The organism is Rhodococcus sp. BUPNP1, from assembly GCF_002215235.1.
In the GTDB taxonomy this organism is placed as follows: domain Bacteria; phylum Actinomycetota; class Actinomycetes; order Mycobacteriales; family Mycobacteriaceae; genus Rhodococcus.
In genome coordinates this window covers 201,300-215,665 of the sequence record NZ_NERM01000005.1, presented here as the reverse complement: position 1 = coordinate 215,665, position 14,366 = coordinate 201,300, and the positions used below count along the sequence as shown (strand labels likewise).

Sequence of the window (14,366 nt, the reverse complement as noted above, 5' to 3'; positions counted from 1 at the left end):
TGTCAGTTGCCGCCGAGCTTCTTGTAGAACGCGCCGGCGATCGGGGCCGAGATCGACCGCGGCGAGAACTGACCGGCGGCCGACATGGCCTTGCTGATCACACCGGGCACGATGCGCATCCGGTTCGCGGCGAGCGCGTCGAGCGAGACCTTCGCGGTGTGCTCGCTCGAGATCCACAGGAAGTCCGGGACCAGCTTGTCGACGATCGACGCCTCGGCGGGGTCGGGTTCCTCGGTGCGCACCGGGCCGGGGGCGAGCAGCGTGACGTGCACGCCGGTGCCCTTGAGTTCGCCGCGCAGCGACTCGGAGAAGGTGTTGACGAACGCCTTCGTCGCGGCGTAGGTGGCGTTGTTCGGGATCGGCATGTTGCCGGCGGCCGAACCCACCATGAGGATCGCGCCGGAGTTCCGCTCGACCATCTGCGGCAGCACTGCGAGGGTGAGGTCGTGCACGGCGACGGCGTTGAGCTCGACCTGTGCCCGCTCGTAGGCCGCGTCGAGCTCGGCGACCGCGCCGAAGGTGGCGATACCGGCGTTGTTGCACAGGATGCTGATGCGCCGACGTCCGAGTTCGTCGACGAGCGGTGTCCGTGCGTCGCGGTCGGACAGATCGCACGCGCGAACCTCGACGGTCACGCCGTGCTGCGCGCGCAGGGTCTCGGCGAGCGCCTCCATCACCTCGCCGCGACGGGCGACCAGGATCAGCGAGTGGCCGCGGGCGGCGAGTTCGGTTGCGAGGGCCTCGCCGATGCCGGAGGACGCTCCGGTGACGACGGCACGGGCATCGGGATGGGGATTCGGCAGAGTCACAGTGGGTCAGCGTAGCGGCAGGCGCTGGAGTGGTGACCGGGCCCGCCCCCGGCTCGAGGCCGAGTCGTTCGGTGCTGCGGGGACTCCGGAAGCCTAGGCTCCGGGGCATGAATGCGTTCACGGACACGGCGAGCGGGGCCGGGGAGGCCACGACACGTCGTCAGGTCGTCTCGTGGGGTCTGTGGGACTGGGGTTCCGCGGCGTTCAACGCCGTGATCCTGACGTTCGTGTTCTCCGTCTATCTCACCGACGCGGTCGGCGACGACCTGCCGGGTGGGATCTCGGCGAGCACCTGGCTCGGATGGTCGCTCGGCATCGCCGGGTTCGTCATCGCCGTGACCGCCCCGGTGTCGGGTCAGCGGTACGACGCGGCCGGGCGACGGAAGTGGTCGCTGGGCATTCTCACCGCGGTCACCGTCGCGGCGATGGCGGCGATGTACTTCGTGCGCGACGACTACCACTATCTGTGGCTCGGCCTGGTCCTGCTCGGTGTGGCGTCCGTGATGGCCGAGCTCGCGCAGGTGCCGTACAACTCGATGCTGCGTCAGGTGTCGACGCCGGACGACATCGGCCGGGTCTCGGGTTTCGGTTGGGCGATGGGCTATTTCGGCGGCATCGTGCTTCTGCTGCTGTGCTACACCGGGTTCATCGCCGGTGACGGCGACACCCGCGGTTTCCTCGGGGTGCCCACCGAGGACGGCACCAACATCCGGCTCGTGGCGTTGTTCGCGGCCGTGTGGTTCGCGGTGTTCGCCGTGCCCGTGCTCCTCGCCGTCCCGGAGAAGCCGGTCGCGCGTGGCGACGTCGCCCGCCGCGCCGGTTTCGTCGAGTCGTACCGCGTGCTGTGGCGCGACCTGACGGAGTTGTGGCGGGCGGATCGTCGCACCATCTGGTATCTCGGGGCGTCGGCGTTGTTCCGGGACGGTCTCGCCGGTGTCTTCACCTTCGGCGCGGTCCTCGCCGTCACGGTCTACGGGATCGGAGCGGGCGACGTGCTGATCTTCGGTGTCGCCGCGAACGTCGTGTCCGCGGTGGGCGCATTGGTGGCCGGACGCGTCGACGACCGGGTCGGACCCAAGGCGGTCATCGTGGGCTCGTTGGTCGCCATGATCGCGACCGGCATCGTCCTGCTCGTGGTCTCGGGTCCCACGATGTTCTGGATCTTCGGTCTGGTGCTGTGCCTGTTCGTCGGTCCCGCCCAGTCGTCGGCGCGCACCTTCCTGGCGCGACTGACCCCGCCGGGCCGGGAAGGACAGATGTTCGGTCTCTACGCGACGACGGGACGCGCGGTGTCGTTCCTGGCGCCGACGCTGTTCGGGTTCTTCGCGTGGTGGTTCGGCACCGACCGCGCGGGCATCGTGGGATTGCTGATCGTGCTCGGCGCGGGCCTGGTGGCGCTGCTCGCCGTGCGGGCTCCCGAGGCGTCCGCGACGGCGTGAACCGGCTCAGTCGGTGATCGTGGCGAGCACCTGGTCGGCGGCGTTGCGGTGCCCGGCCGCGTTCGGATGCAGCGGGATCGATCCGGCGGTCGGCTGCAGGCCGGCCATCCACCGGGTCTCCGGGTCGGCGCACGCGTCGTGGTCGCGGGTCGAATCGCGCAGGTCGACGTAGTCCACGTCCGCGGCCTCGGCCTGCTCGCGCATGACGGTGTTCAACCGGTCGATCTTCTCCTGTAGGTAGGTCGCGTCGTCGGGCCAGATCCGTTGTTCGGGGAAGCACCCGCCGTCGCGGATCCCGGTGGGGTAGCCGACGAGCACGATGCGTGCCTCCGGGGAACGGCGGCGGATCTCGTCGATCACCGTGGTGTAGACGGGAGCGAAGGTGTCGATGGCGGCATCGATGCGGTCGGTGCCGTCAGGGGCGTTCGTGATCGCGCACGAGGTGCCCTGGGGCGGTGCGGCGAGATTGACGCATCCCAGCGCCAGCTGGACGAGACCGATGTCGTTGCCGCCGATACCCACTGTGACGAGTTCGGTGTCGGGGCGCAGCGCGTCGTACTGCGGTGGCACCGTCGCGCCCCGGAAGGTGGTCTGCGGCATCGCGAAGTCGAGGGAGGTGGCGGCACCGCACGACGCGTCGACGAAGTCCTCGATGCCGAGATCGGTCGCGACGAGGGTGGGGTAGTTGCTCGCCGACCGCCCGCACGGATCGCCTTCGGTCTGCGGCGGGATGCCGGGTCCGGAGGTGAACGAGTCTCCCAGGGCGACGTACGACGCATAGTCCGAGGCCGGGGCCGTGTCCTCCGTGTCGGCGCAGGCGACCGTGCCCACGGTCGTGAACACGATTGCGGCGCAGGCGATGACACCCGTCCGTCGGAGGAGCCTCGGCATCGTCACAGTGGACCTCGCAATCCGGTGGGTGGATGTTTCCGAGGCTACAGGTGTGCCGGTGACCGGGAACGGCGCCGAACGCCGACGGCTCGGGTCGATCGATCACCGGCCCCTCCGGTCACGCCTTGAAGTAGACGATCTGGTGCGAGGTCGCGAGGAGGACGCCGTCGCGTCCCCACAGCTGTGCGCTCTGGTCGAAGAAGCCCTGTTCGAAGCGATTCGCACGTGCGGTCGCGAGCACCGGGCTGTCGGATTGTGCGGCAACGGTCTCCGGGTCCGCGTGGAAGTAGACGGTCATCGAGACCGTGCCGGCCGGCAGCACCCGACCCAGCCGGAGGAAGGCGCGGGGGTAGAAGATGTCGCACATCGCGGTGAGCGAGGCGAAGTCGAGCGGACGCGACGGGACGTCGCGGACCCACAGCGTCGACGTGGAGTCGGCGACCTCCGCGCTGCCCTCCTCGGGAACGGCTCCCGCGGCGTATCGCATCTCGTAGTTGCGTGCCCACGCGATGTAGTCCGGCAGCGGGGTCGGCTCGAGCGAGTCGGGTGCCGGGGCGGCCGGTGCCTGCAGTTCGGTCGACGACCAGGTGGGGCGACGGAGACCGAAGACGGCCGTCGCGGTGGTGGCGACCTCGCCGCCCTGCGACAGTTCGATCGACCAGTGCTGGGTGGTGCGGTTCGTCCGCACCGGGCGCACCGCGAGGTCGAACGGGCCGTCGGCGATGGGTCCGGCGTAATTGACCGTCAGGGACAGCGGCATGCCGAGGACATCCGGGTGTCGTTCGACCGCTCGGAGGAGAGTCGCGGCGGTGATGCCACCGAACGGACCGACCATGTTCGCGTAGGCGGGGTGCGTGTGCCCTTCGGTGCGATCGTCCCGGACCTCGAACAGGTCGACGGCAGCGTCGAAGACATGAGTGGTCACCGAGACGTCGGTCATGGCAGGGTCTCCTCGAAAATGGTGTCGCCCAGCGTCGGATCTGTACGACTACATACATAGAATATGGGTGACAACCACCACTGCCGGAGGAACGGGTGAGCGCTGCAGAACGGCGGGACGGACCGCGCGCTGCGATGATCGCCAGCGCGATCGCGCTGATGAGCGAACGAGGTGTCGCGGCCACATCGTTCCGGGACGTGCTCGAGCACAGCGGGGCGCCGCGCGGCTCCATCTACCACCACTTTCCCGGCGGCAAGGCCCAACTCGTCGAAGAGGCCACGGACCAGGCCGCAACCCGGATCGAGCGGTCGCTGACGGCGAAGGTCGACGGTCTCGGCGTGGTGGAGACGGTGCGCGCCGTCGTCGACCTGTGGCGCGAGGGTCTCGTGGCCACCGACTACGTCGCGGGATGCCCGGTGGTGGCCGCAGGTCTCGGGACCGAACCGCGGGCGCGCGCACGAGCAGCGGAGGCCTTCGACACCTTCGTCGACGTCGTCACGCGGTCCCTGGTGGCCGACGGCGTCGGCGCGGAGCGTGCGCGGTCGTTGGCGAACCTGGTCATCGCAGCTCTGGAGGGCGCACTGGTGGTGGCCCAGGCGCAGCGCAGTCCGGCTCCGCTCGATGCGGTCGTCGCCGAACTCGAGGTGCTGCTCGCCCCGGTCGTGGGCTGACGGAAGCCGCGGTGGGCGGGCTCTCAGCCGTTCCGCCGCCGCGTGATCGCGTTCGCGATCTCGTCCGGGGCCTCCTCCGGAATCCAGTGCGAGACGTCGGGCAGGACCACGAAGTCGTACTCGGCGTCTACGAACTCGCCGCACCGTTCGGCGCCGGCGCGGCCGATCGCGATGTCGGCGGTGCTCCAGATGTAGGTCGTCGGGACGCGGACCGGGGGAGTCGAATCGAGATCCCGCGTCATGGCGCGATACCAGTTCAGGGCGGCGGTGAGAGCGCCCGGCGCGGACATGGCGGCGACGTAGTGGTCGACCGAGTCGTGGTCGACGGCGGAGGTGAACATCGCCCGCAGGCGCCGCGCGTCGTCGGCGAGGAGGAGGTCCTCCGCCTTGCCCTCCTCGCGGAAGAGCCCGATGTAGGAGGAGCGTTCGCGCTGGTCGGCGTCCTCCCGCAACGCCCAGCCGTAGGCAGCGAGGTGGGGGACCGAGACCGCGGTCAACGCCGAGACGCGGTCGGGATTGTGGGCGGCGAAGTACCACGCCACAGCGGCGCCCCAGTCGTGCCCGACGAGGTGGACGCGATCGAGCTCGAACTCGTCGAGCAGGCCGAGGACGTCGCCGGCGAGTGCCGGCACCCCGTAGTGCTCGACGCCGGTCGGCCGGGCACCGGGGGAGTATCCGCGCTGGTCGGGGGCGATCACGCGGAAACCGCGCTCGACGAGCAGGCGCGCCACCGGCGTCCAGCTGCGTGATGTCTCGGGGAAGCCGTGCAGGAGCACGACGGGTGTGCCGTCCCTCGGACCCGCCACACGCACGTCGAAGGTCAGGTCGTCGTAGGTGGCGGGTTCGGTCGATGCCATAGGAACCACGTTACGGAAGGGGAGGGTCTGCGACAGGATTTCCTGTCCACCTCGACGAACCGGCGTCACCCCGACCCGTCACCGGTCGCCGGACGTCCGTCGCGGCCGCCACGCCGCCGCGCCCAGCAGGATCAGACGCATCTGTTTCTCCGCGCGCGTGACCACCTCCGATTCCTGCGCGCTGCCGGGACGTTCGACGGCGAGCAGGTCGAGGACGAAATCGAGCATCGCGGTCACCAGCAGGTCGGCGGCCATCTCGAGATCGTCGAAATCCCAGTCTTCGAGTCCCGGGGAGCGGCCCAGGTCGGCGGCGAGCTCGCTGGTCAGCAGGCGCAGTTCGACGGAGATCGCGGCGGCGACCTCGGGAACGCCGCCGTGGCGTTCGCGTGCCAGGAACCGGAAGGCCGCTTTGTGTGCCCGTACCTGCTGGACCAGCACGTCGAGCGATTGCCGCGCCCCTGCCGGGCCGGGTGTTCGCCGCGCGTCGCGCAGCAGGCGCCGCAGCACCCGCATCGTGTCGGCGGCGAGAGTGACACCGAGCTCGTCCATGGACGAGAAGTGCCGGTAGAACGCGGTCGGCACGATGCCCGCGCTGCGGGCCACCTCCCGCAGGCTCACCCCGCCGAGTCCCCGGTCGGCGGACAGTTCGAGGGCGGCGTCGAGAAGCGCCTGACGTGTGCGTTCCTTGCGTTCGGCGCGGGTGGTCGGCGGGGGTACGGAAGCGGTGGACACCCCCCGAGTCTAGGCACGACGTTCCGGGCGGTGTCCGGTCATCTGTGTCTGCGGTCACATCGGGGTTGACAGACAGGTGTGTCCGACTGTCACACTGATTTCAGTGCACATTCGTTCACTGAGCACGCAGAGGTCTACCGAAAGGCGGACAGACATGATCGTGCGCGACCGTCCAACACCCGTCCCGCGCTCGGGTTCGTTGCGGAAACTCCTGGTAGGAGCACTCGGGATGCTGTCCTATCCGCATCACCCGGACCGCTACCTGGAACTCGCCGACCCACTTCTCGTCACGTCGGCGAACTACGCCCGGATTACAGATGTGGACCGAAGTGCCACCGACTCGCTCACGGTCACGGTGCGGCCCGCACAGCCGTGCCGACCCCTTCCCGGGCAGTACGTGACCGTGTCGGTCCGCGTCGACGGCGTGCGGCACACGCGCTGCTACTCGTCGACACTCGTCGACGCGGAGTCGAAGCGCAGGCCCGACCTGCGGTTCACCATCGGCAGGCATTCCGAGGGCACCGTCTCGCGCCACCTCCACGACCGTGCGCAGGTCGGAGATGTCGTCGAACTCGGTTCTCCCGCAGGCGAGTTCGTGCTGCCGAGCCCACGCCCTCGACGCCTGCTGTTCGTCGCCGCGGGCTCCGGGCTGACGCCCGTGCTGTCGATGCTGTCCGGTCTCGTCGCCGAGGGGTACGACGGGTCCGCAGTGCTGCTCTACTACACCCGTACGCCCGGGCACGTTCCGCGTCGCGCCGAACTCGAGGCGCTCGCCGACCGCCCCAACATCGAGATCGTCCACGCCCACACCCGCTCCGACGACGGGCTGCTGCAGGGGCGGTTCGACCGTAACCACCTCGCGGCCGTCGCGCCCTGGTATGCCGACACACCCACCTTCGTGTGCGGTCCGGCGGAGATGGTCGCGCGCATCCGCGAGGTCTACGCCGAGCGGGGTGCCGAGACCATGGTGAACACCGAGGAATTCGTCCTCGCACCACCGGTCGTGTCGACGGACGATGCCGGCGGCGAGATCTCGTTCGCCGAATCCAGCGTCGTTGCCGAGAACACCGGGTCGACGCTGCTCGAGCAGGCCGAAGCGGCAGGGCTCACGCCCGAACACGGATGCCGCATGGGCATCTGCCACAGCTGCACCGCAGTCCGGCTGTCGGGCTGCACGCGCGACGTGCGTACCGGCGACGTCGATTCGGAACCCGGTCGCCGCATCCAGATCTGTGTCAACGCCCCGGTCGGCGACGTCGCCGTCGAACTCTGAACCGGCCATCGGACGACACCACCGAAAACCTTGGAGGACATCATGTTCGGATTGTCCCTACCCACCGTCCCCTTCCTGCCCTTCCTGTCCGGCCGCAGTTCTGCGGCCGAGAACGAACCGCTCGTCCTCGACCACGACAGCGTCGAGGAGATCGGTCGCGAACTCGACGCACTGCGGGAGCAGACGCTCGCATCCCTCGGTGACGAGGATCGCGAGTACCTCTACCGGATCATCAGGGCGCAGCGCGGATTCGAGATCGCCGGTCGCGGTCTGCTCTTCGTCGGATTCCTCCCGCCCGCATGGGTCGCCGGGGTCGCAGCACTGAGCGTGTCGAAGATCCTCGACAACATGGAGATCGGGCACAACGTGATGCACGGTCAGTACGACTGGATGCGCGAACCGTCACTGAATTCCCGTGTCTTCGAGTGGGACACGGTGTGCCCGTCGGACCAGTGGCGGCACTCGCACAACTACGTGCACCACACCTACACCAACATCCTCGGCCAGGATCGCGACATCGGATACGGGATCCTGCGTATGGACCCTGCCCAGAAGTGGCATCCCTACTATCTCGGCAATCCGGTCTACGCGACCGCTCTCATGTTCCTGTTCGAATGGGGCGTGATGATGCACGACGCGGAGGTCGACCGGATCGTCGCCGGGAAACGCTCCTGGCGCGACGTGATCCCGATCGCGAAGGGCTGGTGGCGCAAGGCCGGTCGCCAGGTGATCAAGGACTACATCGCCTTCCCGCTGCTGAGCGGACCGATGTTCGTCCCGACCCTGCTCGGTAACGCGACCGCCAATCTGGTGCGCAACGTGTGGGCGTACTCGATCATCTTCTGCGGCCACTTCCCGTCCGGCGTGCAGTCCTTCACCGAGGAGGAGACCGCCGACGAGACCCGGGGCGAGTGGTACGTCCGGCAGATGCTGGGCAGCGCGAACATCACCGGCTCCCCGTTGTTCCACATCATGTCGGGCAACCTGTCGCACCAGATCGAGCACCACCTGTTCCCCGACATGCCGGCGCACCGTTATCCGGGGGTCGCCCCGAAGGTCAGGGAACTGTGCGAGAAGCACGGACTTCCGTACAACACCGGTGGCCTCACCGCCCAGGTGACGTCGGTGTGGAAGAAGATCTTCAAGTTCGCTCTCCCGCCGGGATGGGTGCGTTCCGAACCCGAGTCGCAGGTGATCATCGACCGTCGTCGCGGCGCGGACCACCTCGTCGGCGATGCGGGTACCCTCGCGGACGACACGATCGAGGGGGTCGAACATGGTGGGAAGATTCGAGCGTAACAAGGACACGATCCAGGAGGTCACCGAGTCGGCGGCCACCCACGTCGGCGCGATCGCGGGGATCATCACCGGGGCGGTCCGGGACGTCACCCGCGAGATCGGTGAACTGATCACCGACGCGATCGAGATGCGCGAGGCCGCTCGCGCGGCGCGGGACGACGAGGAACGCGGAGAAGGGCCGGCGACGTCGGATCGTCGCTCGGCCCCTCCCGCGGAGTAGCGGATCGAGTTCCTACCGCGCGGGGACGCCCGAGGTGGTGCGGGTGACGAACCCGGCCACCTCGTCGCGCATCTCGCCGCTGCGCGGCACCGCGCCCGACATCCAGAACGCGCCGTGCACGAGCCCGTCGAACCTGCGGATCGTCACGTCCACTCCGGCCTCTCGTAGCCGTCGTCCGTAGAGCTCACCTTCGTCGCGGAGCACCTCGTTCTCGGTGGTGAGCACCAGGGTCGGTGGCAGACCGTCCACACGGGGCGCGCGTGCGGGAAGCGCATACGGTGTCTCTGCGTCCTCGGGTGAGGCGAAGTACCGGTCGAGGAACCAGTCCATGTCGGCGGCGGTGACGATGTACCCCTCGGCGAACTCGCGGCGCGAGGGCAGGTCGGCAGCGCGGTCCAGCGCCGGGTAGATCAGCACCTGTCCGCGCAGCACCGGTGCGCCTTCGTCGCGGGCCCGCAGCGCGACTCCGGCTGCGAGGTTGCCACCGGCACTGTCGCCCATCACCACGAGGTTGTGCGGGTCGCCGCCGCACTCGGCGATGTGCGCGGTGACCCACTGCAACGCAGCCCACGCGTCGTCGGCCGCTGCGGGGAACGGATGTTCCGGCGCCAGACGGTATCCCGCGGTCACGACGGTGGCCCCGGTCGCGCGGGCGATCGCCCGCGCCGGTTCGTCCACGACGGTGAGGTCGCCCGCGACGAACCCGCCGCCGTGGAAGTAGAGCACCACCGGACGCGGCCCGGTGTCCGTCCCGGGGGTGTAGATCCGTAGGGGGAGACGGGTGCCGTCGCTCTCGTAGTGGGTCTCGTCCACACGCTCGACGTCCTGCGGTGGAAGTTGGAGATCGGTGAAGGTCGCGATCGTCGCGCGGACCTGATCGACCGTCATCTGCGAGAACGACGTGAATCCCTGCTGCCGAAGTCCTGCGATGAGGCCGGCGGCGTGGTCGTCGAGTGCCATGGGTGGTTTCCTTCCGAAAGGTGGGGGAGATCGGTGCGCTACGAGGCGGCCGGGACGGTGGCTCGTGCCGGGGCGAGGTCGAAGCCGACGTAACCGCCGTCGACGACCTCGGCGCAGACCTGCCGGTAGGTGGGGGCACCCCCGAGGTAGACCATGCAGGCACGCGGTTTGCCGGGGATGTTCGCGCCCATGTACCACGAGTCGGTCTGCGGCAGCAGCGTCTGCTCGGCGATCTCGGTGGTGGTGCGCACCCAGTCGGCTTCGGCTTCCGGGGTGGGTTCGATGACGTGGAGATCGTGTGCGCGCAGATACGCGATCGCGTCGGTCGCGAAGTCGACGTGGTCCTCGATCGCCAGCGGCATGTTGTAGAGCACCGAGGGCGACTGCGGTCCGGTGATCGTGAAGAGGTTGGGGAACTCGTCGATCATGATGCCGAGATAGGTGCGCGGCCCGTGTGCCCACCTGTCGGCCAGGCGCACACCGTTGCGGCCGCGGATGTCCATGGCCATGAGCGGTCCGGTCATCGCGTCGAAGCCGGTCGCGAGCACGATGGTGTCGACCTCGTAGGTGCGGTCGCCGACGCGCACACCGGTTTCGGTGATCTCGCTGATCGGAGTGCTCTTCACGTCGACGAGGTGCACGTTGTCGCGGTTGTATGCCTCGTAGTAGTTCGTCTCGAGCGGGGGACGTTTCGTGGCGTAGGCGTATCCCCGGGGTGCGAGCGTGTCGGCCTTGGCGGGGTCCTGGACCCGCTCGCGGATCCGCTCGCGGATCCGCTCGCGGATGTACTCGGCGGCGGTGTCGTTGGCCTGCCTGTCGAAGAGGATGTCCTGGAAGCTGTCGATGAACAGGCGGAACCCGCCCGCGTTCCAGCGTTCGTCGAACACCCGCCGACGCTCCTCGGCATCGACGGCGAGCGCCGACGGCTGCACCTGGTCGAACGGAACACCCAGGAAGTGGTTGCGTGCGGCCTCTCTCAGTTCGGGGTAGATCTTCTTGGCCTCGTCCAGCACCTGCGGGTCGAGCGGACCGTTCCCGAGCGGGGTGGCGAACTGGGGCGTGCGCTGGAAGACCACCAGTTCCGCGGCCTGTTGCGCGATCAGCGGGATCGCCTGGATCCCACTGGCGCCGGTGCCGATGACCGCGACCCGCCTGCCGGTGAAGTCGACGGGCTCGTGCGGCCAGTTGCCGGTCAGCAGCACCTGCCCACGGAAGTTGTCGATGCCTCCGAACTCGGGCTTCTTGGGGACCGAGAGGTTGCCGGCGCCGGAGATGAACCACCGGGCCGTCACGGTCTCACCGGTGTCGGTGCGGACGGTCCACCACGAGTTCTCGTCGTCCCAGTGCACGCCGATCACCCGCGTGCCGAATGTGATCGTCTTCCGCAGGTCGAAGCGGTCGGCCACGTGGTTCAGGTAGCGGAGGATCTCCGGTTGCCCGGCGAACTTCTCGCTCCACTGCCACTCCTGCTGCAGGTCCTCGTCGAACGAGTACGAGTAGTGGATCGACTCGATGTCGCAGCGGGCGCCGGGATAGCGGTTCCAGTACCAGGTGCCACCCACATCGTCGCCGGCCTCGAAGACCCGCACGGACATGTTCATCCGGTCGCGCAGTTTGTGCAGCGCGTACAGGCCGGCGAATCCGGCTCCTACGACGACGACGTCGGTGTCGGGGGTGGTGGAGGAAGTGGTCATCTGTCCTGGCTCCTCGGTATCGGTGATGTCGCTCCGGCGGATGAACCGAAGGTCTGCATCGACGATGACGTGGATCACACACGAGAACGCGGGGCGAATTACCCCATCGAGTACCTGTGTTGGCCGTCACACGACCACCCGGGTATGTTGGGCCCACTATCTCTGAGAAGCGTGACGATGGAATCTGCCCTGCCGGAAGCTGCACCACCCCGCACCCCGGGGCCCACCCGTTCGGTGACGACCTTCATCGGTCGCCGTCGCGAGATCGACGAGGCCCGGTCGTGCCTCCAGCGGACCCGGCTGCTGACGATCCTCGGTCCGGGTGGAGTGGGGAAGACCCGGGTGGCCGAGGAGCTGGCGGTGCGAACCTCGCGCGCGTTCCGCGATTCGTTCCGCTGGATCGATCTGGCGGTGGTGCGGGATCCGGAGTCCGTTCCCTCGGCTGCAGCGGCCGCTCTGGGCGTGACCGACCAGTCCACCAGACCCGTGATGGACAAGATCATCGACCGTCTCCGCGACGAGCACATGCTGATCGTGGTCGACAACTGCGAACACCTGATCGCGACCGTGGCCGACTTCGTCGCTGCCGTTCTCGGTGATGCACCGGAGGTGCGGATCCTCGCGACCAGTCGTGAGCCGCTCGCGGTGGCGGGGGAGGCGGAGTACGTGCTTCCACCTCTGACGACACCGGACGGATCGACGGGGAACCGGGCGGCCGATCTCGAGCGGTTCGAAGCGGTGGGTCTGCTCGTCGAACGGGCCCGGCAGGTGGTCCCGGGCTTCGAGGTGACCGACGACAATGCCGATGCCGTTGCGCACCTGTGCATCGCGCTCGACGGTGTGCCGCTCGCTCTCGAACTCGCGGCCACCCGGCTGCGTTCGTTGTCTCCGGCACAACTCGTCGACCGGCTCGATCGTCGTTTCGCACTGCTCACCGGGGGCAGTCGCGTGGCGGTGCCGCGGCAGCAGACCTTGCGCGCCCTGATCGACTGGAGCTACGAACTGTGCTCCGATGCCGAGCGGACGCTGTGGGCACGGTTGTCGGTGTTCACCGGCAGTTTCGACCTCGAAGCCGCGGAGACCGTCTGCGCCGACGACGATCTGCCGAGCGAACAGGTCATCGACCTGCTCGACAGGTTGATCGCGAAATCGCTTGTGGGTGTCGATCGTTCGTCGTCGGTGTTGAGGTACTCGCAACTGGTGACCGTGCGCGAGTACGGACACGAACTGCTCGACGCCCGCGGGGAACGGGAACAGCTGTACCGGCGGCATTGCGAGCACTATCTCGACCGTGCCCGTCGCTGCGCCGAGAGTTGGTACGGGCCGAGGCAATCCGCCCTGCTGTCGTCGATGCGCGCCGACCACGCGGATTTCATGGCAGCGCTCGACCGATCGATCCGGGACGACGACGAACTCGCCACGGGGGCGGCGCTCGCCGTCGCGCTGCGCTATCACTGGATCGCGGGTGGCTACCTGTCCACCGGGCGGGCCCGGCTCGAACGACTCCTGCAACGACTTCCGCGCTCGAGCAGCGAGCGCGGCAACGTGCTGTGGGTGACCGCGTGGACGGCCCTCATCCAGGGAGACCGCGACGGAGCGGCGGTCCACCTCGACGAGTGCCGTTCGATCGCAGACGGATCCGGTGATGTACGGTTGCGAGCCCACTGCGATCACTGGAGTGCTCTGCACGCACTGTTCTGCGGGGCGACGGCCGAGGCGATCGACCTCTACCTCCGTGCGGCCCGGGTACATCGTGCGCACGGCGACCACGCCGCCCACCTGACCTGCCTGTTCCAGCTGGCGATGGCGCAGACCTACGATGGACGACTCGACGACGCCCTGGAGACGTGCGCTCGCGTCGTCGAGATGGCGGATCAGCACGGCGAGCGGTGGAACAAGGCCTATGCGCTGTGGGTCTCGGGGCTTGCGCATTACCATCTCGGGCGCCTCGGCCCTGCGGTCGAAGCGGCGAACGGCGCGCTGGCCGTCCAGCGCGACTTCGAGGACAAGATCTGCACGGCACTGTCGCTCGAACTGCTGGCTTGGTCGGCAGGCGCCGAAGGCGACACGGAGAAGGCCGCACGGCTGTTCGGGGCCGCACGGACGGTGTGGCAGCGCCTCGGTACGACGATCGCAGCATTCGGGCCGCACATCGAGCAGGACTCGATGGCAGCGGAGCGTCGCCTCCGGGAACGGATGGGCGAGACGGACACCGCCGAATCGCCCCACCCGCAGTCCGGCATGCGCATCGTCGATCTCGTGGACAGCGCTCTGGAGCCGAGAGAGTCCTCGGGCAGGCGGACCTCGCGTGCTCCGGGCTCCGCCCGACGGCAGCGCGGGGGAGGCGAGTCCGCCTCCCGGACATCCCCGCTGACGAAGAGGGAGCAGGAGATCGCGGGACTCGTCGCCGGAGGCCTGAGCAATCGCGCGATCGCCGACCGGCTCGTGATCTCACGCCGGACCGTCGACGGTCACGTCGAACGGATCCTCGACAAACTCGGCGTGCACTCCCGCACGCAGGTCGTCTCGTGGTTGCACACCCACGAAGCACCCGGAGCGTGAACGAGCAGGACGGCGATCC

General features: G+C 68.6%; 13 protein-coding genes. 6 read left to right on the top strand and 7 right to left on the bottom strand.

The features are described from left to right. Nucleotides 1-2: 2 nt before the first annotated feature. Nucleotides 3-809, bottom strand: coding sequence for a mycolate reductase (gene cmrA / locus B9C99_RS07295; RefSeq protein WP_016694416.1), 807 nt, complete (start codon nt 807-809; stop codon nt 3-5). A 107-nt stretch (nt 810-916) separates the two neighbouring features. Between cmrA and B9C99_RS07290 the strand changes: the two genes are divergently transcribed. Continuing rightward, nucleotides 917-2,248: an MFS transporter gene (locus B9C99_RS07290; protein ID WP_016694417.1), complete on the top strand. Its 1,332-nt coding sequence runs from the start codon at nt 917-919 to the stop codon at nt 2,246-2,248. Between the two features lie 6 nt (nt 2,249-2,254). Here B9C99_RS07290 and B9C99_RS07285 read toward each other — a convergent pair whose 3' ends face one another. Continuing rightward, a complete protein-coding gene (locus B9C99_RS07285; RefSeq protein WP_253250006.1) occupies nt 2,255-3,139 on the bottom strand; it encodes an SGNH/GDSL hydrolase family protein in 885 nt (294 codons plus the stop codon). A gap of 118 nt (nt 3,140-3,257) precedes the next feature. After that, nucleotides 3,258-4,079: an acyl-CoA thioesterase II gene (locus tag B9C99_RS07280; RefSeq protein ID WP_088897406.1), complete on the bottom strand. Its 822-nt coding sequence runs from the start codon at nt 4,077-4,079 to the stop codon at nt 3,258-3,260. 134 nt (nt 4,080-4,213) lie between these two features. On the opposite strand from B9C99_RS07280, the gene B9C99_RS07275 reads away from it, so the two are divergent. Continuing rightward, nucleotides 4,214-4,750, top strand: a complete 537-nt coding sequence (locus tag B9C99_RS07275) for a TetR/AcrR family transcriptional regulator (RefSeq protein WP_088897405.1) — start codon at nt 4,214-4,216, stop codon at nt 4,748-4,750. A gap of 23 nt (nt 4,751-4,773) precedes the next feature. Here the strand turns inward: B9C99_RS07275 and B9C99_RS07270 are convergent, their stop codons facing one another. Both B9C99_RS07270 and B9C99_RS07265 read right to left on the bottom strand, forming a co-directional pair. Further along, entirely contained in the window at nt 4,774-5,607 is an 834-nt protein-coding gene (locus tag B9C99_RS07270) for an alpha/beta hydrolase (RefSeq protein ID WP_088897404.1), read from the bottom strand. Between the two features lie 78 nt (nt 5,608-5,685). Further along, nucleotides 5,686-6,339: a TetR family transcriptional regulator gene (locus B9C99_RS07265; protein WP_088897403.1), complete on the bottom strand. Its 654-nt coding sequence runs from the start codon at nt 6,337-6,339 to the stop codon at nt 5,686-5,688. A gap of 229 nt (nt 6,340-6,568) precedes the next feature. Here B9C99_RS07265 and B9C99_RS07260 point away from each other — a divergent pair, with 229 nt between their 5' ends. From B9C99_RS07260 to B9C99_RS07250, 3 genes are read left to right on the top strand one after another with little or no spacing between them, the layout of a single operon-like run. Next, entirely contained in the window at nt 6,569-7,612 is a 1,044-nt protein-coding gene (locus tag B9C99_RS07260; RefSeq protein ID WP_253250005.1) for a ferredoxin reductase, read from the top strand. A 42-nt stretch (nt 7,613-7,654) separates the two neighbouring features. After that, nucleotides 7,655-8,911 (top strand): acyl-CoA desaturase, encoded by a 1,257-nt coding sequence (locus tag B9C99_RS07255; protein ID WP_088897451.1) that lies wholly within the window; start codon nt 7,655-7,657, stop codon nt 8,909-8,911. Next, nucleotides 8,889-9,131 (top strand): hypothetical protein, encoded by a 243-nt coding sequence (locus B9C99_RS07250; protein WP_006554382.1) that lies wholly within the window; start codon nt 8,889-8,891, stop codon nt 9,129-9,131. The genes B9C99_RS07255 and B9C99_RS07250 overlap by 23 nt, the downstream gene beginning before the upstream one ends. 12 nt (nt 9,132-9,143) lie before the next feature. On the opposite strand, the gene B9C99_RS07245 is transcribed toward B9C99_RS07250, so the two are convergent. Both B9C99_RS07245 and B9C99_RS07240 read right to left on the bottom strand, forming a co-directional pair. After that, nucleotides 9,144-10,091: an alpha/beta hydrolase gene (locus B9C99_RS07245; RefSeq protein ID WP_088897401.1), complete on the bottom strand. Its 948-nt coding sequence runs from the start codon at nt 10,089-10,091 to the stop codon at nt 9,144-9,146. Between the two features lie 38 nt (nt 10,092-10,129). Then, nucleotides 10,130-11,785 carry an NAD(P)/FAD-dependent oxidoreductase gene (locus tag B9C99_RS07240; RefSeq protein ID WP_088897450.1) on the bottom strand — a complete coding sequence of 552 codons (1,656 nt, stop codon included), beginning with the start codon at nt 11,783-11,785 and terminating at the stop codon, nt 10,130-10,132. A gap of 177 nt (nt 11,786-11,962) precedes the next feature. Here B9C99_RS07240 and B9C99_RS07235 point away from each other — a divergent pair, with 177 nt between their 5' ends. Further along, nucleotides 11,963-14,347: a LuxR C-terminal-related transcriptional regulator gene (locus tag B9C99_RS07235; protein WP_253250004.1), complete on the top strand. Its 2,385-nt coding sequence runs from the start codon at nt 11,963-11,965 to the stop codon at nt 14,345-14,347. Nucleotides 14,348-14,366: the final 19 nt, after the last annotated feature.